The 19464-nt window shown below is 34.8% G+C and carries 18 protein-coding genes; all 18 read right to left on the bottom strand.

Going from position 1 to position 19464, the window contains the following annotated elements:
* Window positions 1-13: 13 nt before the first annotated feature.
* Complete coding sequence (locus FC72_RS09310) at window positions 14-214, bottom strand: hypothetical protein (protein ID WP_057767075.1); 201 nt, start codon at window positions 212-214, stop codon at window positions 14-16.
* Window positions 215-298: 84 nt separating this feature from the next.
* Window positions 299-2545, bottom strand: coding sequence for an MSCRAMM family protein (locus tag FC72_RS09305; RefSeq protein WP_057767073.1), 2247 nt, complete (start codon window positions 2543-2545; stop codon window positions 299-301).
* Between the two features lie 177 nt (window positions 2546-2722).
* The gene (locus tag FC72_RS09300) at window positions 2723-4441 is read right to left on the bottom strand and encodes a phospho-sugar mutase (protein WP_057767071.1); all 1719 of its coding nucleotides are present in this window, start codon (window positions 4439-4441) and stop codon (window positions 2723-2725) included.
* A gap of 173 nt (window positions 4442-4614) precedes the next feature.
* Complete coding sequence (gene trxB, locus FC72_RS09295) at window positions 4615-5556, bottom strand: thioredoxin-disulfide reductase (protein ID WP_057767069.1); 942 nt, start codon at window positions 5554-5556, stop codon at window positions 4615-4617.
* Window positions 5557-5619: 63 nt separating this feature from the next.
* The gene (lgt, locus tag FC72_RS09290; RefSeq protein ID WP_057767068.1) at window positions 5620-6432 is read right to left on the bottom strand and encodes a prolipoprotein diacylglyceryl transferase; all 813 of its coding nucleotides are present in this window, start codon (window positions 6430-6432) and stop codon (window positions 5620-5622) included.
* Window positions 6432-7376 carry an HPr(Ser) kinase/phosphatase gene (gene hprK, locus FC72_RS09285; RefSeq protein ID WP_057767066.1) on the bottom strand — a complete coding sequence of 315 codons (945 nt, stop codon included), beginning with the start codon at window positions 7374-7376 and terminating at the stop codon, window positions 6432-6434. Before hprK ends, lgt begins: the two co-directional genes overlap by 1 nt.
* Before the next feature lie 64 nt (window positions 7377-7440).
* Window positions 7441-7806: a phage holin family protein gene (locus FC72_RS09280; RefSeq protein ID WP_057767064.1), complete on the bottom strand. Its 366-nt coding sequence runs from the start codon at window positions 7804-7806 to the stop codon at window positions 7441-7443.
* Complete coding sequence (locus tag FC72_RS09275) at window positions 7803-8072, bottom strand: PspC domain-containing protein (RefSeq protein ID WP_057767062.1); 270 nt, start codon at window positions 8070-8072, stop codon at window positions 7803-7805. The genes FC72_RS09280 and FC72_RS09275 overlap by 4 nt, the downstream gene beginning before the upstream one ends.
* A 56-nt stretch (window positions 8073-8128) precedes the next feature.
* Window positions 8129-8806 (bottom strand): phosphate signaling complex protein PhoU, encoded by a 678-nt coding sequence (gene phoU / locus FC72_RS09270; protein ID WP_057767060.1) that lies wholly within the window; start codon window positions 8804-8806, stop codon window positions 8129-8131.
* Between the two features lie 13 nt (window positions 8807-8819).
* A complete protein-coding gene (gene pstB / locus FC72_RS09265; RefSeq protein WP_057767058.1) occupies window positions 8820-9617 on the bottom strand; it encodes a phosphate ABC transporter ATP-binding protein PstB in 798 nt (265 codons plus the stop codon).
* The gene (gene pstB / locus FC72_RS09260; RefSeq protein WP_057767056.1) at window positions 9595-10398 is read right to left on the bottom strand and encodes a phosphate ABC transporter ATP-binding protein PstB; all 804 of its coding nucleotides are present in this window, start codon (window positions 10396-10398) and stop codon (window positions 9595-9597) included. The genes pstB (FC72_RS09265) and pstB (FC72_RS09260) overlap by 23 nt, the downstream gene beginning before the upstream one ends.
* A 3-nt stretch (window positions 10399-10401) precedes the next feature.
* Entirely contained in the window at window positions 10402-11289 is an 888-nt protein-coding gene (gene pstA, locus FC72_RS09255) for a phosphate ABC transporter permease PstA (RefSeq protein ID WP_083480801.1), read from the bottom strand.
* A complete protein-coding gene (pstC, locus tag FC72_RS09250; protein ID WP_057767054.1) occupies window positions 11289-12209 on the bottom strand; it encodes a phosphate ABC transporter permease subunit PstC in 921 nt (306 codons plus the stop codon). The genes pstA and pstC overlap by 1 nt, the downstream gene beginning before the upstream one ends.
* A 1-nt stretch (window position 12210) precedes the next feature.
* The gene (locus tag FC72_RS09245; RefSeq protein WP_157051150.1) at window positions 12211-13083 is read right to left on the bottom strand and encodes a phosphate ABC transporter substrate-binding protein PstS family protein; all 873 of its coding nucleotides are present in this window, start codon (window positions 13081-13083) and stop codon (window positions 12211-12213) included.
* Between the two features lie 320 nt (window positions 13084-13403).
* On the bottom strand, window positions 13404-15053 hold the full coding sequence (locus FC72_RS09240) for a sensor histidine kinase (RefSeq protein WP_057767050.1): 1650 nt from the start codon (window positions 15051-15053) through the stop codon (window positions 13404-13406).
* A 3-nt stretch (window positions 15054-15056) separates the two neighbouring features.
* Window positions 15057-15725 (bottom strand): response regulator transcription factor, encoded by a 669-nt coding sequence (locus FC72_RS09235; RefSeq protein WP_057767048.1) that lies wholly within the window; start codon window positions 15723-15725, stop codon window positions 15057-15059.
* 1 nt (window position 15726) lies between these two features.
* Window positions 15727-16843, bottom strand: a protein-coding gene (prfB, locus tag FC72_RS09230) for a peptide chain release factor 2 (RefSeq protein ID WP_201781807.1) whose coding sequence is annotated in 2 segments (ribosomal slippage) — window positions 15727-16770 and window positions 16772-16843 — 1116 coding nt in all. Because the reading frame shifts where the segments join, the coding sequence is not laid out codon by codon here.
* Window positions 16844-16882: 39 nt separating this feature from the next.
* Window positions 16883-19243, bottom strand: a complete 2361-nt coding sequence (gene secA / locus FC72_RS09225; RefSeq protein ID WP_057767044.1) for a preprotein translocase subunit SecA — start codon at window positions 19241-19243, stop codon at window positions 16883-16885.
* Window positions 19244-19464: the final 221 nt, after the last annotated feature.

The raw sequence follows: 19464 nt of genomic DNA, 5'->3' as shown, positions 1-19464 counted from the left end.
TTATATTACTATATTAATTTTCATGATTAAATTTAATCCCCACCAAAAAGATGGCCGATGCTAGTACAAAATCAATCGCTTTAAACAATAATTCAAAAGATGCCTTAGGTGCCCCGAAATTGATCAACATCCAAGAAAAAATGATTACTAATGAAATTATTAAAATGAAAGCAATATCTGAAAATGAATTTTGATGTCCTGACATATGTTCCATGATAATACCCCCTTTAATTAAATAAGTTATGGGCAATTATACACCGTTTCATGTGAAATGTGTATAGTAAAAAAGACCATCTGTTTATTTTTGTGATACTTTTTCAGAAAATACATGTTTTTTTGTCAGTAATTCTAATGTAATCATTAATAATATTAATGCTCCTGATACCGACGCAAAAGTTGATCTAATTGCATTTGTCTGTGGTAGTTTAGCTTGGTCATTACGGTAATTAGTGCTTGAACCTTGTGGTAATACAGGATTATTAGATTCTGATTGACTAATCGATGAATTGGGGTTATTTGGAAGATTTGGAGATTCTGGATTCAGTGGATCTGTTGGATCTACTGGATTTATTGGATCAGTAGGGGCAACTGGATTGATTGGATTTGTTGGATCAGTAGGGTCAGTCGGATCTACTGGGATAGTTCCTGCATCCTCTTTATCATTAACTGCTGAAACATTCACGATTGCTCCTGCCTTTAAATCAAATGAGACTGGATTCTCATTTAAAATATAATTTTCAGGCGCCTTTGTTTCGACAAATCGATATTTTCCGGCTGGTAAATTATCAACTGTTATTTGACCAGATGAATCAGTCGTAAGATCATTTTGCAATACTTTACCATCTGAGTTTTCTAACCTAAAAACAGCGCCTTGCAATACAGATTTAGTTTTTGAATCAGATTTAGTTAAAACAACTTTTCCAGTATTATCTGGAACACTTGTCCCAGTTTTCTTTTGGTCAACCATGGATACTTCAGGGTTCTCTTGTTTTTCAAAAATGGAAAAATTCAGTTTAGAATTATTAATATCATATCCATCTGGGGCACTTGTTTCGACAAACTGGTAATCACCCACAGGTAAATTACCATAACTAATTTGTCCGTCATCATCAGTCGATAATCCCTTTGCCACAGTCGTACCATCAGATTTTTGCAAATCAAATTTAGCACCTGAAAGTGCTTTACCGGTATCAGAGGCTATCTTATTCAAAGTTACGGTTCCACTAATGGTAGATGGGTCCCTATGATTAGGAAAATTAAATTCAATTGGCAATTGTTGAGAAGCAGTTATTTCAAATTCATGCTCATTATCTGTTTCACTTGAATTTAGTAAATAATTATTTGGGGCCTTTGTTTCCACAAATTTATACTTTCCCACTGGTAAATTAGCAATATCAATTTGACCGTTACTATTAGTTGTCAAATTTTGGTATTTAGGATTACCAGAAGCATCATTTAAAGTTGAACCATCACTTCTAACTAGATTAAAAACTGCTCCTTGTAATGGATCACCAGTAACTGCATCCACTTTATTTAAAACAACAGAGCCGTTATGTCCTGAACCACTACCACTGGCACCCCAATTTACAATTGCAGTAGGAGTATAATTTTTGATTGGTCCACCAGGAACGGCAGCAGGTTCGCCACCTACTTCATCACTAATGCCTGTATAGGTACTTAACACATCATTTACCCAACTATATATATCATTCGGAACAAATGTCGTAGTAATATCCGTATTGTAAAGAACATCGATTTTATCAGTAATTGGTTTAGTAAATGTTAAAGTAAAACTATTACTCGTATAATCAATATTCACACCTTCAATATCATTATGTTTACTATCTTGAATCGTTATACTTTTAGGATCGAATTTCTGGCCATCACCAATTGTATCGTTCACAACTAAACCAGAAACAGTCTTATTATTCTGGTTTAAAACAGTTTGCCAAGTTAACTTGGTGGGATTATTACCATCGCTACCATTATTCCAGCCTGTCTTAACCATAAAAGCTTTATCACCTGGATCCGTTCCGGGATTTTCACCTGAGGTATTGAGACCTCTACCTGAAAAACTAAGTTCTATTTTTCTATTAGTATTATGAGCGGTAAGTGTAAAGTAATCATTAAGAGTAACTGCTCCCTCTCTTGTACCATATGGAACAACGGCTTGACCAATTACATCATCATTATTATCACCAGATGTTAATTTAACTACTTTATCTACTCCTTCTTTGTCAAAATTGATTTGTACGTTATCAGGGATTTGAAAATTAAGAGTCTCTCCATCAGTAATCGTGGCATCATCTGGTATATCCCAATAAAAATTAGCCTTTAAAGATGTAAAGCCACTAAGATCAGGTTTATCAGTTATATCTTCTTTGCCACTACCGTCTAAAATAACCATTTTAGGTGTTTTCCAACTATCATCACTAACGGTATCAGCATTTGTGTTAATAACATTAAATAAATTTCCAATTAATGAGATACCAAACACCAACAGCATGATAAGTACTGTTGATTTATTCTTTTTTGTTTGATCCATAAACGCTCCCTCATTTCATACCTCATATTATATAACATTATTTATTAACCATTCATAAAAACGCCATATAAACGGATTGTTATCTTACATCAAAACATTATTTTTAGATATTTGAACGTAATCAAAAAACGATTCGTAATCTAAACAAGATTACAAATCGTTTTTTTAGTTGTTATTTTATTCCCAACTATCAATAACTTTAGCAAATTCTTCAAGTTTCTTAGCAGCATTATCATCACTATCACTAGTAATTCCTACATAAAACTTCATCTTAGGTTCTGTACCTGACGGACGGATAGCGATCCAAGTATTATCTTCTAGAATAAACTTCATTGCATCAGCCTTTGGTAAACCTGTCTTATTGGTTCCATTTGCTGTTGTATCAGTGTCCTTTAAGTAGTCGATCGATTCAACGACTTTAACACCATTTACTTCTTTAATTCCTTCTTCATGGAATTTCTCCATAATTTGTTTCATTTGTTCTTTACCAGAAATACCAGCAAATGTCTTAGAAACCGTCTTTTCACGATAATAACCGAATTCTTGATACAAATCTTCTAAGGCATCATAGATTGTTTTACCTTTTGATTCATAATATGCGGCTGCTTCTGCCAACAAAATAGTTGATTGCATGGCATCTTTATCTCTAACAAAAGGTTTAACTAAGTATCCATAACTTTCTTCAAATCCAAATAAGAATTCATGACTACCAGTTTCTTCAAATTCTTCAATTTTTTCAGCAATATATTTAAATCCTGTTAAAACATTAAACATTTTAACATCATATTTTTCAGCTATCTTAGTTGCCAATTCTGAAGAGACGATTGATTTAGCAACCGCACCATTTGTTGGCAAAGTTCCTAACTTCTTTTTGGCACTCAATAAGTAGTTCAAAAGTACTGAAGCAATTTGGTTACCAGTCATCAATTTGTATGAACCATCAGGTTGACGAACTGCTGCACCCAATCTATCTGCATCTGGATCAGTTGCAATTAAAATATTGGCACCAATCTTTTTACCCTTTTCAATAGCTAAATCAAATGTTTGGGCAAACTCAGGATTTGGAGCTGGAGTAGTTGGAAATTCGGGATCAAGAATTGCTTGTTTTGTAACCATAGTAAAATTCTTAAAACCAAGTTTTTGAAAAATTCTTGGAGCAATCATTTTACCTGTTCCGTGAAGTGGTGTGTAGACAAACTTCATCTTGTTACCAACTTCTTCGATCAATTTATGATCAACTACGACTGTATCTAACTTATCTAAGTAATCTAAATCGACATCTTCTCCGATTAAGCTCATCAAGTTTTCATCACGTAATTCAGTGATTGTTTTAGTATTGATTGCAAATAGATCACTTGCTTTACGAACAAATCTAGTAATATTGTCAGATTCAACTGGAGGCATTTGACCACCATCTGGACCATAAATCTTAAATCCATTGTATTCTTTAGGATTATGGCTTGCGGTAATCATAATACCAGCGTATGTATTAAGATCTCTAACCGCAAATGATAACTCAGGTGTTGGGCGTAAAGAATCAAATACATAACTATGTATTCCATGTGCACCAAGAACTCTGGCTGATTCAAAAGCAAAATCTTGTGAATAATAACGTGAATCGTAACTGATTGCTACTCCACGTTTTTTAGTTGCTTCATCCAAAGTATCCATAAAAGCAGCTAAACCTTCTGCAGCTTGTCTAACTGTATAGATATTCATACGATTGATACCAGGTCCAATCAAACCACGCATTCCAGCTGTACCAAATTCCATTGGTGCATAAAATGCTTCTTGAGCTGTTTCTTTATCTTCTTTTAATTTCAATAATTGTTGTTTTAATTCAGGATCAAGCTCTTTATAATCAAGCCAATTTTGCATTGTTTCTTGCCAAGACATTAATTCGTCCTCCTAATTTGTAAGACCTTACATTTTTCTATTATAACAATCTAATAGTGCTATTAAAAACTGATTTAATAAAGTTTACCAATAAAAGTTTAAATATTACTTAAAAATGACAAAACAAAAAAGCCATATTGCCAATAGGCAATATGACCAACAATAAATATTTATTATTTAGATGAAACTTTATCACCTAATGTTTGAATGTAGTTGAAAGCTTCTTGTCCGGCAATTCCACCTTCACCAACAGCAATAGCTACTTGACGAAGACTCTTCTTACGAACATCCCCAACTGCATAAACACCAGCAACATTAGTTTCCATATTTTCGTTTGTATCGATCCAACCATCTGCATCCAATACACCTAAGCTCTTGAATGGTTCTGTCATTGGTTGAATACCTACATAAATAAAGGCACCTTTAGCAGGAACAACATGTTCTTCACCAGTTTCTTTATCTACATATTTAACACCTGATACTTTATCGTTTTCGCTGGTAATTTCTTTAACATCAGCATTCCAAACGAACTTGATCTTATCATTTTTGAAGGCGCGATCTTGGAGAACTTTTTGAGCACGTAATTGATCACGACGGTGAATGATAGTTACTGATTTAGCCATTTGAGTTAAATAAACTCCTTCTTCAACAGCTGAATCTCCACCACCAATAACGGCTACATCTTGGTCTTTAAAGAATGCCCCATCACATACGGCACAGTAAGAAACTCCACGTCCTGAAAGCTCTTCCTCACCAGGAACACCGATTTTCTTATATTGTGAACCAGTTGCAATAATAACAACTTTAGTTTCATAATCGCCATCGTCAGTATGGATAACTTTAACGTCACCTTTATCCTCAACAGATTCAACAGTACCATAACCAAAATCTGCGCCAAAGCGAGTAGATGAATTATACATTTTTTCACTCAAGTCTGGTCCCAAAATACTGTCAAAACCAGGATAATTCTCTATTTCCGCAGTATTATTCATTTGTCCACCATAAATACCACGATCTAAAATCATTACTGACAAGTTTGCACGTGAAGCATAAAGTGCGGCAGTTAATCCACCAGGTCCTGCTCCAATTACAACAACATCATATGTTTTCATCAGCTTACCTCCTCATAAATACTTAACAAATATTACCATTTTAAATAAAAATAGCTATTATCTTGCTCAAACATCTTGATACCATGGTTCCTGATATTTTTTGCGACGATAGATAAATAGGATAATTGCAACTGCCAATAAAATCAACGATAACACTTGAGAAACTCTAATTCCTGGAAAAATATACAGACTATCCGTTCTCATACCTTCAACAAAGAATCTTCCTAAAGGATACCAAACTAAGTATGCTAGAAAGACTTCGCCACGCTTAAATAATTGCTTTCTATGACGTAATGCCAAAATAATAATCAATCCGATTACATTCCAACTTGACTCATATAAAAAGGTCGGTTGTCGATATGCACCATTAATGTACATTTGTTGAACAATAAAGTCAGGTAAATGAAGTGACTGTAAAAATGATAAGGTCGTCTTACCACCAAAAGCTTCTTGGTTCATAAAATTACCCCAGCGACCAACAATTTGTCCTAATAGAACCGATGGTGCAGCAATATCTAACATCGTCCAAATTGAAATGTTTCTTTTCTTACACAAAACTATCAAAACAATAAAGGCGGCAATCAATCCACCATATATCGCAATTCCACCGTGCCAGATTTTAATGATCTCACCTGGATTAGCAACATAAAATGGTAATTCAAAAATTACATAGTAAATTCTGGCACCTATTAACCCTATCGGAACACCATATAATACTAAATCCAAAATATTTTCTGGATCTACTCCACGCTTTTTGGCCTCAGATAATGCCATTAAGACACCTATCAATGCACCAAAAGCAATAATCAATCCATACCAATGGATCTGCAAACCGCCAAGATTAAAGGCGATTGGATTCAAAGCTAGCAAATTAAGCATTATTTATCTTCCTTGTTTGTATTATCTTGAATCAAAGCCCCGAGGTTTTCTTCAAATTTCTTTGTTGCATCATAGCCCATTTTCTTTGCACGATAATTCATTGCGGCTACTTCGATAATAATAGAAATATTACGACCAACTTTAACTGGAACAGTGATTTGCGGAACTTGAACATCAAAAATCTCACGCTTATTTTCCATTGATCCAATTCGGTCATAGTTTTTATCTGGTGACCAATTTTCTAGATTGATAATAAGCTGAATATCACTCGATGAACGTACAGCTCCAGCACCAAATAAATTCATTACATCGATGATACCAATTCCACGTATCTCCAATAAGTGATTCAAAATTTTAGGTGCTTCACCGACAATAGTTTTTTCATCTTGTTGATAAACATCAACACGGTCATCAGCGATAAGTCGGTGTCCTCGTTTAACTAATTCCAAAGCAGTTTCACTTTTACCAATTCCAGAATGACCCGTCAATAAGATTCCGATTCCATATACATCGACGAAAACACCATGGATGGATTCTCTTGGTGCCAATCGTCTATCTAAATATTCTGTAATCATACTTGAAAGTCTTGTAGTTGGTAATTCAGATCCAATTACTGGTACTTTGTGTTCTTCTGCTGCTTTTAATAATTCTTCACTTGGTTGAATAGCACGTGAGATCAGTAAAACAGGAGTATCTTCACGACAGATCTCTAACATTACTTTATAACGGTTATTAGCCGTCATTGAACGTGAATAAGCAGATTCTGTTTGACCAAATAATTGAATACGTTCACTAGGATAGTAATCAAAGTACCCAGTTAATTCAATTCCTGGACGGGAAATATCACTAGTCGTAACCTTCTTCTCATCCAAAAGTTCTTCTCCACTATAAACTTTCAATTCGTTATCTTTAACTAAATCAGCTACTGTAACAAAACTTGACATAATCAACCCTCACAAATCTTCTTTTTAATAAGTTTATCATTAATCTGTATTAAAAAAACGCGTCCTAGACGCGTTTTTGGAAATTGTTCATAGTATAGCTATTTATAATCGAGTTACAAATGGCTAAAATGACTGCCACTACTAAAGCGGCACCAAAGCTACTGAAGTAAAAACTATTTGAACCTAGGATAAATGATGTTAACTCCAAAGTGATCGCACTGATCACAAACGAGAACAATCCAAAGGTCATAAAAGTTATTGGAAATGAAATAACATGTAAAATTGGTTTGACGGTCCAGTTTAACAATACCAAGACAAAACTGGCTAAAATTGCCGTTGCTAAACTGTCAATTCTAAACATGTTGGGTAATAAACGCGCTATTGCTAAAAATAACAGCGTATGAATAGCCACTTTTACTAATAATTTCATTTTTTGTTTTTATTCAGCTCCTTAGTTGAATCTCTTCTTAGGTGACGATGCCGTGCATGATAGCTTGTCTCTTGCACATTACGCTTTTCTGGCATCAAGAAAACACATACTACATAAACAAGTATTGTTAAGAAATAACTGAATGGTGTCATGAAAATAAATCCTAACCTAATCCAAGTAGAATCAATTCCAAAATATTCACCTAGACCGCCACATACACCGGCAAGAAAACGATCGTCACTCGATCTAGTAATTCTTTTGTTCACGAAATTTCACCTCAACTTGTTTCCAAAATATACAACATAGTTGTGTAAATTTCAAACTACATTTTTGGATTTTCACCTTTGTGATTTAATTCAATCACATGGCCGCTATTTAAGTAAACGACCCATTCACAGATGTTTGTTGCATAATCACCAACACGTTCGAGATAACTAGCAACTAACATATATGATGTACCGCTTAATACATTGTCTGACTTCTTTTGCATATCTTCAATACACAATTTACTGATGGCACGACTCTTTTCGTCAATTCTAATATCACGACGAGAAACTTCACGGGCTAATTCTTCATCTTTTTTAAGATAAGCTTCAAGTGAATCTTCCACAATTTTTGTACTAAGTTCACCCATCTCAGCAATTAATTTTTCAATTTCTGGGATTCTATGCTCACCTTTCACACGAATAGTTTCTTGCGCAATACTTACAGCGTGATCACCGATTCTTTCCAAATCAGAACTAGCCTTAAGGACTGTGACAATCATTCTTAAATCTGAAGTAACTGGTTGTTGTAAAGCAATCATCTCAAATGATTCTTTCTCTAAGTCCATTTCTCTAATATTTATGAAATGATCTTTTAAAAGAACATCTTTAGCTAATTCTTTATCATGGTCAATGTATCCTTTAACGGATTTCATAATGGCTTCACTAGCCATCATTCCCATTTCTGAGAATCTTAAATGTAAATTACTAAGTTCTTCTTCGAACGTACTACGCATAACTTTATGCCCCCTATCCGAACTTCCCGGAAATATAATCTTCTGTTTGTTTTTCTTGTGGATTTAAGAAAATGTTTTTTGTTTTATCCGCTTCGATCAATTCTCCGTTCAAGAAGAAAGCTGTTTGATCTGAGATTCTCGAAGCTTGTTGCATATTGTGAGTTACAGTAATGATAGTATAGTCATCCCTCAAGTCCAGCAATGTATTCTCAACTTTTGCTGAAGAAATAGGATCTAGTGCTGAAGTTGGTTCATCTAAAAGGATAATATCTGGTTTAACTGCTAAAACTCTTGCAATACAAACTCTTTGTTGCTGTCCACCAGAAAGTGATAATGCACTTTGATGAAGCTTATCCTTAACATCATCCCAAACGGCGGCACTTTGTAAGCTGGTTTCTACTGCTTCGTCAAGAACTGCTTTATCTTTAACGCCAGCCAATCTCAAACCATAAACCACATTATCATAAACAGAAAATGGAAATGGATTAGGTTGTTGGAAAACCATTCCTACTTGTTTCCTTAATTCTACCGTATCAATGTTTGGTGCGTAAATATTTTTGCCATTTAAACTAATTGTTCCTGTAATAGTTACACTTGGAATCAGATCGTTCATTCGATTTAGGCAACGAAGATAGGTTGATTTCCCACAACCTGATGGTCCAATCAAAGCTGTAATTTCATGTTCGTTAAAATCAAGATTAATACCCTTTAGAGCTTCTTTTTTACCATAAAATAAATGAACATCTGATGATGTCAAAATTTTTTTCTTTTCAGCCAAAGTTTTTCTCCTATCCAAAATGTCCAGAAACATAATCCTCAGTTGTCTTAATTTTTGGACGTGTAAAGATTTTTCTTGTTTCATTAAATTCTACCGCATGTCCCATGTGGAAGAAGGCTGTATAATCACTAATTCTCGCAGCTTGCTGCATGTTATGAGTGACGATAATAATAGTAAATCTATCTTTTAAACTTAGCATAGTTTCTTCTACGTTAGAAGTAGAAATAGGGTCCAATGCACTGGCCGGTTCGTCCATCAATAAAATATCAGGTTTCATTGCGATTGCACGCGCAATACATAGGCGTTGTTGTTGACCACCAGATAATGCTAAGGCGCTTTTATGAAGATCGTCCTTGACTTGATCCCATAATGATGCTTGTTTGAGTGTCGTTTCAACAATTTCATCCAACTTATCTTTGTCATGTAATCCGTGTCGTTTCAAAGCAAAAGTTATATTATCGTAGATTGATTTAGAAAAAGGATTGGGACGTTGAAATACCATTCCAATATGTTTTCTAGTTTCATAAATATCAACATCATCTTTGTTGATATCCAAACCTCGATAAATAATTTCACCCTTAACACTGGCCCCAGGAACATTGTCGTTCATTCGATTTAAAGAACGCAAGAAAGTTGACTTACCAGATCCAGACGCACCGATCAAAGAGGTGATTTTGTAGCGTTCAAACTGTAATGAAGCTTTGTGCATAGCTTCTTTTTGACCATAGAAAACTTGAAGATCTTTAGTTTCCATAGCAATTTCGTGTTCTTTTTCATCTAATCTATAGATGTATTGGTCTTGTTCTTCAGCCATAAATTACTCTCCCGTCATTTTTTTATAAACTAAGTTACCAATGTATCTAGATAGCAAGTTAAAAATCAATACAGCTATGATCAAAACTGCTGATGCTCCGGCAGAGACTTGAACTGCATCAGGTATCAAACCTTCAGAATTGACCTTCCAAATATGAACGGCCAAAGTTTCGGCTGGACGCATAAGGTTCAATGGACTAGTTATACTGAAAATATTCCAATTTGAAAAATCTAGTGGTGGAGCACTTTGACCAGCAGTATAAATCAAGGCAGCGGCTTCACCGAATACTCTTCCAGCACCAATGATCATTCCGGTAATAATTCCGGGTAATCCATCTGGGATTATTACATGAATAACTGTTTCCCATTTGGACAATCCTAGTGCCAATCCAGCTTCACGTTGAGACTGTGGAACTGATTTTAATGAATCTTCGACATTTCTAGTTAAAATTGGAAGATTAAATACTGTCAGTGTTAAAGCACCTGATAAAATTGAAAAACCAAATTTAAAACTAATAACAAAAATCAAAAATCCAAACAAACCAACAACAATTGATGGTAATGAACTTAAAACTTCAATAGAAATTCTAATAATTTCAACTAATTTATTTTTTCCAGCATACTCAGATAAAAAGATACCAGCTGAGATAGCGATAGGAATTGAGATGAGCATTGATAAAATCAATAGGAAAAACGAGTTAAATAACTGAATTCCAATACCACTTCCAGCTTGAAAAGCTTTTGACCCTGAAGTTAAAAAGTGCCAATTAACATAACGTAAACCACTACCTAGGATATAAAACAGTAATCCAGCAAGAATCAAAACGATGATTCCTGACATAGCATAGATAACACCTGTAGCAATTTTGTCTTTTACTTTTTCATTAAACACTAGAATTCACCTCGCTTAGCAATCAATCTTATTACGAAGTTGAACAAGAGTGACATTAATAATAGTAATAGGGCTAATGACCACAGAGCATCATTTGGCGTTGATCCCATAATCGTGTTACCCATGTTCATTGTCAAAACTGAGGTCAATGTTGAAGATGGTGAGACCAAATTTTGAGGTAGAAGCATTGCGTTACCAATAACCATTTGTACGGCCAAGGCTTCACCAAAAGCTCTAGACATTCCAAAAACTACCGCTGTCAATAAACCTGGCGATGCGGCTCTTAAAATAACTTTGTGAATAGTTTGCCATCTAGTTGCACCCAGAGCTAGTGAAGCTTCACGATAATATTCTGGAACAGCTTTTAGTGCATCAACAGACATAGATGTAATAGTTGGCAAAATCATTACGAATAAAACAAACGATCCTGCTAAAATACCAAATCCACTACCGCCCGCGATGCTTCTGACAAATGGCACAACGATCGTCAATCCGATAAATCCATAAACAACTGAAGGAATACCAACTAGTAGTTCAATTACTGGTTGTAAAACCTTCCGACCTATCTTAGGAGAAATTTCTGTCATAAATATAGCTGCTGCGATTGCAAAAGGAGTCCCTATTAAAGCAGCAATCAACGTAACTGCAAAGGATCCTATGATCATTGGAGCAGCACCAACAATTGGGTGACCTGCACTATCTAACTTATCAGGAGCCCAAACGGAATGTGTTAGGAAATCTATTGGATTTACACCATCTTTAAAGAAGATAACTAAACCTCTTGATGCCACGAATCCAATAATAGTAACTACTAAAATAACAATTATTGCTGTAAAACTAAATGAGATAACTTTCCCTTTTGTTTCACGTTTTGCAGAGATCGACTTTTTGGTTAAACTTTCTCTAATTGGATCTTTCAATTTAATCTCCCTCCTTAGAAATAGGGGTTACATTACCCTTATAATCTTTTTGATATTGCATATCTTTGATGGGAACATATCCCAATTGTTTAACAACTTTATTTTGAACATGGTCAGTCATAATGTAATCTAAGAAACGCTTAGTCATTCCTTTTGGCTCACCTTTTGTATAAAGATGTTCGTAAGACCAAATCTTCCATTTATTAGTCTCAATATTCTTCATAGTTGGTTTCACACCATCAACATTGATTGATTTAACTGTATTATTCATATATGGCATTGCTAGATAACTAATTGATCCTTGAGTATTATAAACAATTTGACGAACCATACCACTAGAATCTTGTTCTTGAGAACTTACCGAAGGAGTTCCCTCCATAACATCATCTTCAAAGGCTGAACGAGTTCCACTTCCATTAGCACGATTAATAATAGTTATTGGAAGATCTTGTCCACCAACTTGTTTCCAGTTAGTAATTTGACCAGAAAAAATTTGTCTCAATTGTTTAATTGTCAATGATTTTACTTTTACGTTTTTATTTACAATAGGTACCATCCCTACTGCAGCAATACGATGATCGACCAATTTTTTAGCATCGATATTTTTCTTTTGTTCAGCGTATAGATCAGAGTTACCAATGTCTACCGCACCTTGTTGAATTTGACTAAGGCCAGTACCAGTACCTCCACCTTGCACATTGATGTATTCATTAGGATTGTTTTTAGAGAATTCTTCCCCAGCTAATTCTACTAGCGGTTGCGCAGCAGATGATCCAACAGCAGTGATTGTTTGTTGATCATTACTCTTACAACCTGTTAAAACTAAAATTGCAGTAAATAATAATGTAAAAATAGCCACCAGTCTTTTTTTCAATATTCTCACCTCTATCTTTTTAATACTAATATAGAAATGTATATTTTTTGTATAAAAAGCATAATAATGAGCATAAGAAAAAGGGGTGTGATAAAACTATTTTTTCAGTAAATGATTAGTATAAACACAGCCTTTTCCGCTTAAAACAAATAGTCCCATCAATCCGCTGGATTTCTCCTTTTATTCTCCTTAAACTTGCTGCTTAAACGCGACAAAAAACACAACCTTTTCCGCTTAAAACAAATAGTCCCATCAATCCGCTGGATTGATGGGACTATTTGCCTTAATGCTCGAAGGCTGAACGTGTTTTTTGTCGCTCTCTACAATGGTATACGAACAATAAATTTAGTACCTAAACCTTTATGAGATTCAATTCTAATATCTCCATCAAGTGTATCAAGTGTTTCTTTAACAATTGCCAATCCTAAACCTGTTCCGCCAGTTTCTAAACTTCTTGAACGATCTGCACGATAAAATCTTTCAAAAATTCTATCTTGCTCAGATTCAGCGATTCCAATTCCGGTATCTTCAACACTGAATTTGATACGATTTTCAATTTCATCATGATTGAAATCAATTTTGATACTACCGTTCTCTTTATTATAAGAAATAGCATTCTTGATCAGATTACCAACGATCAAATTGAACTTCTCTTTATTGATAGTTATTTCTGAATTACCTGTAAATTTAGTTTCAACGTTTAAATGACGTTTAGATATTTTTTGAGATAAATGCTCAACTATCTTTTCAATGTCATTTTTAGCATCAACAACTTCTGACTTATCTTCATCTTTTTGAACTTTTGATAAGGATAGAATATCTTGAATCAATTCAGTTAGACGAGTGCTTTCTTCATTGATGATATTCAAGAAATGATTTAACTTTTCAGGATCATCCTTGGCTCCGTTAAGTAATGTTTCAGAGAATCCAGCAATAGAAGTAATTGGAGTCTTTAACTCATGGCTGACGTTATTAACAAAATCAACTTGCATTTGATCCATCTTACGACTTTCAGTCAAGTCATAAAGTAAAACTAAAATCTGTTGATCAAAGTCCTCACGTGAGTGAACTAGACGAATTACATTTGCTTCCACATATTTTTGTGAATTACCAATAAGTTGTAGTTCTTTATGATGATTCTTATTCTTACGCAAAGTATGCTCGATCATTCTACTTAAACCATAAGTCTTTACATCTTCAATGAACGGGTGAATATCATTAGAAATATTAACGTTAAGTAATGCTGACATTGCTTGGTTATGCATTAAAACCTCACCTTGAGAATTCAACAACATAACTCCAATTGGAAGATGTCCTACTAAACTCTTAAATCTGCGCTCACGTAAACGTGCATTATCACGCAACTCATTGATATCCATACTAATTTCATTAGTTTGTTCTACCAATTCATATAGTTCATCATCTGGAGAAAGAATAATAGAAGCCATATCTTTATTCTTTCTTACTCGATGCAAATTCTCTGTAACGCTTTGAATATCATTGCTGAGTTTTTGTTTGCGCTTGTAGTAGAACAAAACAATTGCATTAGTAAAGATGATATAAACTAAAGCAACTAATATAAACGTTGATGCATTTTCACTCCATAAACGATTATATTCTTTAACCACGACGTGTTTGTTGGAATCACTAATATAATACATGGTTCTAGTACCAAATGTATTGTCAGTCAAATAGTTTTGACTTGGCGACAATCCACCTTTATGAATCAGATCATAGACTCTTTTTTCAACGGCTGAGCTTCTTTTATCGGCATCAACATAAGTTAGACCTGAAATTTTGGCTGCCTCTTGTGCAGTATGGTTCTTCTTCAGTTCCTTAAAAGAAGTTGTTTCATCATAAAAGGTATTTTTTTGAGAACTCCCTAAGGTACTATCTGCAAATGCGGATAAGATAATGAATATGACTACGGAGACAATTATTGCAATTATGGGTCCTAACTTTTTCTTCATATATCACACCTCTAAAATATAACCGAAACCGTGTACGGTTTTTATTATTTGTGGATCCTTAGTATCTTTTTCAATTTTATCACGAAGATGACTAATTTGAATATCAACCATTCTTAGTTGCGAATCAGAATTAACACCCCAAACACTCTCAAAGATTTGTTCTCGAGATACTACTATACCAGCATTCTTTAATAGAAAATCCATCAATTCGTACTCTTTACGAGTTAAGGATATTTCCGTATCGTCAATAACAACGCTTTTCATAGATCTATTAAGATGAAATTCTGTTTTCTTGTCTTCAACTTTAGAAGTTCGTCTAATTACAACTTCGATTCTTGCCAGCAATTCTTTGATACTAAAGGGTTTAGTAATATAATCGTCGGCACCACTTATCAATCCATCGACCTTACTATCTTCAGTATCAACAGCTGTCAAAAAGATCACTGGTGTTAAATTACCAACTGATCTCATTTTTTTCAAAACTCTAATGCCGCTTAACTTCGGTAGCATCTGGTCCAGCAAAATAAGATCAAATTGTTCAGAATTCGCCATATCGAGAGCCATTTGACCATTTATAGCTTTCTTTATCTCATAACCTTGACCTTGCAAGTTGTATTCAATTAACTCCAAAATAGCCGGTTCATCATCAACAATCAAAATTCTTTTTGTCATTTTAATCTGAGCTTTCCTCTTGTAACTTCCACTGAAGATAGGCAAAAATAAATTGATCTATATCTCCATCCATTACTGCTTGCCCATTACCAGTTTCATAATTAGAACGATGATCTTTAACCATTGTATAAGGATGGAATACATAAGAACGAATTTGCGATCCCCATCCAATATCCATTTGTTCACCCTTGATCTTGGCATTACGTTCCGCTTGCTCTTCTTGTTCCTTTTGGAAAAGTTTAGCTTTTAACATATTCATTGCAGTTTGACGGTTTTGCAATTGGGATCTTTGAGCTTGAGAACTGACTACGATACCTGTTGGAATATGTGTAATTCTTACGGCTGATGAAGTTTTGTTAATATGTTGTCCACCAGCTCCAGATGATCTAAAAACATCGACTCTTAAATCATCATCGTTGATCTCAACATTAATACTTTCATCCAGCTCAGGCATAACGTCCACTGAAGCAAAAGATGTATGTCTTCTACCAGCTGAATCAAATGGAGAAATTCTAACCAATCTATGGACACCACGTTCAGAACGAAGCAAGCCATATACATTACGACCCTTGATCATCATCGAAACACTCTTAATACCTGCATCATCCCCAGGTTGATAGTCTTCTATCTCAACAGAAAAATCATGTTGCTCAGCCCATCTCTGATACATTCTTAAAAGCATCGAACCCCAATCTTGAGATTCCTTGCCTCCAGCACCTGGATGAATTTCAACAATAGCATTATGAGAATCATAAGGTTCAGACAATAACATCGTCAATTCATAAGCTTGCAATTGTTTTTCTAAAGAATCAGAATCTTCCTCTAATTGATGTAAAAGTTCATCTTCAGTATCAACTTGATAAAGTTGTTCTAACACTTTTATATCATCCAAATTTTCTGATAAAGTTTTAAAACTATCAAATTTATCCTTTAGATCATTAGTCTCATCAATAATTTTTTGAGCCCTTTCATGATCATCCCAAAATCCTGGTGCTGTCATTCTGGCTTCATTTTCAGCGATACTCTCTTCAAGACTATCTAAGTCAAAGAGACCCCCTGAATTGTGAAACTTTCTCTTCGATGTCGTTTATTTTGGTTTTTATTTCTCCAAATTCCATCTTGTCACCTTTAAAAAAAGCAGGCACTAGGCCTGCTTTTTATCTTTCCATATTTTGTCTAATTTCGGCCTTCATAAACAATCTAGTTACATCGTATTCAATATCTGAAACCATTTCTTCAAACATACGGTAACCTTCTTCTTGGTACTCAACCAACGGATTCAATTGACCATAACCACGTAAACCAATAGATTGACGTAATTGATCCATTGCATCGATATGATCTGTCCAATGTTCATCGACAACTCTTAAGATAACGACCTTTTCAAATTCAAGCATTTGAGCTGGATCGCCAAGTTGTTCTTTCTTGTCTTCATAGTTCTTCTTAACGAAGTCCATCAAGAAATCAACAATTTCTTTAGGAGTCTTCAATTGAAGGTCAACGACACTCATTTGTTTTTCACTAACTAAAGTTGACTTAGCAAAATCAGCAATGGCATCTAATTCCCAGTTTTCTTCCTTGCCTTGAGTATGAACATCTACTTGAGCTTTGATAGTACGCTCGATCATTGGTAATAACACCTTGTCGAGATCCTTATCTTCAGTAATGACATCCATTCTCTCTTTATAGATAACTTCACGTTGTTCACGCATAACATCATCATATTGCAAAGTATTTTTACGTGTATCGTAGTTGTTACCTTCAACACGTTTTTGAGCTGACTCAACTTGTCTAGTCATCATACGACTTTGAATAACAGCATCATCATCTTCGATCTTCAATGCTTTAAGTACACGCTTGATTCTTTCTGAACCAAAACGTTTCATCAAATCATCTTCAAGTGACATGTAGAATTGTGTAACACCTGGATCACCTTGACGACCGGATCTACCACGAAGCTGATTATCAATACGACGTGATTCATGACGTTCAGTACCAATAACAGCAAGACCACCGACTTCTTTAACACCAGGTCCTAATTTAATATCAGTACCACGACCAGCCATATTAGTAGCAATCGTTACAGCACCGCGTTGTCCGGCGTTCATAACGATCTCAGCTTCTTTGGCGTGGTTCTTAGCATTCAAGACAGCATGTGGAATACCTTCTTTATCAAGAAGATGTGAAAGATATTCAGATGACTCAACAGCAACGGTACCAACCAATAATGGTTGTCCCTTTTCATGACGAGCTTTGATATCTCTAACAACAGCAGCAAACTTACTCTTCAATGTTGGATAAAGAACATCATCTTTATCATCACGGATAACAGGTTTGTTAGTTGGAATTGAAATAACTTCCATGTTATAGATTTCTCTAAATTCTTCTGCTTCAGTCTTAGCAGTACCTGTCATACCTGACAACTTGTCATACATACGGAAGAAGTTTTGGTAAGTGATGTTAGCCATAGTCTTTGTTTCATCCTGGATCTCAACACCTTCTTTAGCTTCAATAGCTTGGTGCAATCCATCAGAATAACGACGGCCATCCATAACACGACCAGTAAATTGGTCAACGATCTTTACTTCGCCTTCTTGTACCACATAATCAATATCCAAACTCATAATGAAGTTTGCACGTAGAGCTTGATCCAAATGGTGATTCAAGACAGTATTTTCAATATCATAAAGGTTATCAAGGCCAAAGTAATCTTCAGCTTTTCTGATACCTGTTTCTGTTAAACTAATTGACTTTGTAGGCCAATCGATTTTGTAATCTTCTTCAGCTAAAGTCTTAGCAAAACGGTCAGCACGTACATACATAGCAGTGGACTTTTCAGCTGCTCCAGAAATGATCAATGGTGTTCTAGCCTCATCGATCAAAATGGAGTCAACTTCATCGACAATTGCAAAGTGAAGTGGACGTTGTACCATTTGTTCTTTGTAGACAACCATGTTGTCACGCAAATAATCAAATCCTAATTCACTGTTTGTTGAGTATGTAATATCACAGTTATAAGCTGCACGTTTTTCTTCGGAATCCATACTGTTAAGATTTAATCCAACAGTTAGACCCATCCACTTATATAACTCACCCATCTCTTTAGCATCACGAGATGAAAGGTATTCATTAACTGTAACAACATGAACACCCTTACCTTCTAAGGCGTTCAAATATACTGGCAATGTAGCTGTCAAAGTTTTACCTTCACCAGTTTTCATTTCCGCGATATTACCTTGATGTAGAGTAATACCACCAATAATTTGTACTCTAAATGGATAAAGGCCTAAAACTCTTTTAGCACCTTCACGAACGGCGGCAAAGGCTTCTGGCAAAATATCATCTAATGTTTCACCCTTTGTCAGTCTTTCTTTAAATTCAGGAGTCTTAGCTTGAAGTTGTTCGTCAGTAAGTTTGCCATATGCATCAGCATAACTCTCGACTTTATCGGCAATCTTGCCCATTTTTTTAACTTCTCTTTTATCGCTTTCGACCCATTTTCTTAATGGATTTGCCATACTTATATATCTCTCCTAAAAGTTATAAACATATTCTTAATAGTAGCATTTTTTTTTAAAGTTTTAAACTTAATCTTAAATCAAATGATAACACAGCTTTCCAGAATAATAATGATACACCATTTAAGATTCTTTTGCTAAAAATCACTTTCATGAATGCATTAAAAAAGGGGCTGTGACATAACTCCACATTAAAAGAGCTCCAGTATAGAAACGTTCGG

The sequence above is a fragment of the Companilactobacillus tucceti DSM 20183 genome (assembly GCF_001434665.1).
Taxonomy (GTDB): domain Bacteria; phylum Bacillota; class Bacilli; order Lactobacillales; family Lactobacillaceae; genus Companilactobacillus; species Companilactobacillus tucceti.
The sequence above is the reverse complement of the archived record's forward strand: the minus strand, read 5'-3'. Positions and strand labels throughout refer to the sequence as shown.

What these genes read in the sequence shown, in the direction of transcription:
- FC72_RS09300 (WP_057767071.1), bottom strand. Translation starts at nt 4,441, where the DNA reads ATGTCTTGGCAAGAAACAATGCAAAATTGGCTTGATTATAAAGAGCTT.
- secA (WP_057767044.1), bottom strand. Translation starts at nt 19,243, where the DNA reads ATGGCAAATCCATTAAGAAAATGGGTCGAAAGCGATAAAAGAGAAGTT.
- lgt (WP_057767068.1), bottom strand. Translation starts at nt 6,432, where the DNA reads ATGCTTAATTTGCTAGCTTTGAATCCAATCGCCTTTAATCTTGGCGGT.
- FC72_RS09310 (WP_057767075.1), bottom strand. Translation starts at nt 214, where the DNA reads ATGGAACATATGTCAGGACATCAAAATTCATTTTCAGATATTGCTTTC.
- pstB (WP_057767058.1), bottom strand. Translation starts at nt 9,617, where the DNA reads ATGTTTCTGGACATTTTGGATAGGAGAAAAACTTTGGCTGAAAAGAAA.
- FC72_RS09305 (WP_057767073.1), bottom strand. Translation starts at nt 2,545, where the DNA reads ATGGATCAAACAAAAAAGAATAAATCAACAGTACTTATCATGCTGTTG.
- phoU (WP_057767060.1), bottom strand. Translation starts at nt 8,806, where the DNA reads ATGCGTAGTACGTTCGAAGAAGAACTTAGTAATTTACATTTAAGATTC.
- FC72_RS09235 (WP_057767048.1), bottom strand. Translation starts at nt 15,725, where the DNA reads ATGACAAAAAGAATTTTGATTGTTGATGATGAACCGGCTATTTTGGAG.
- pstB (WP_057767056.1), bottom strand. Translation starts at nt 10,398, where the DNA reads ATGGCTGAAGAACAAGACCAATACATCTATAGATTAGATGAAAAAGAA.
- FC72_RS09240 (WP_057767050.1), bottom strand. Translation starts at nt 15,053, where the DNA reads ATGAAGAAAAAGTTAGGACCCATAATTGCAATAATTGTCTCCGTAGTC.
- hprK (WP_057767066.1), bottom strand. Translation starts at nt 7,376, where the DNA reads ATGTCAAGTTTTGTTACAGTAGCTGATTTAGTTAAAGATAACGAATTG.
- FC72_RS09280 (WP_057767064.1), bottom strand. Translation starts at nt 7,806, where the DNA reads ATGAAATTATTAGTAAAAGTGGCTATTCATACGCTGTTATTTTTAGCA.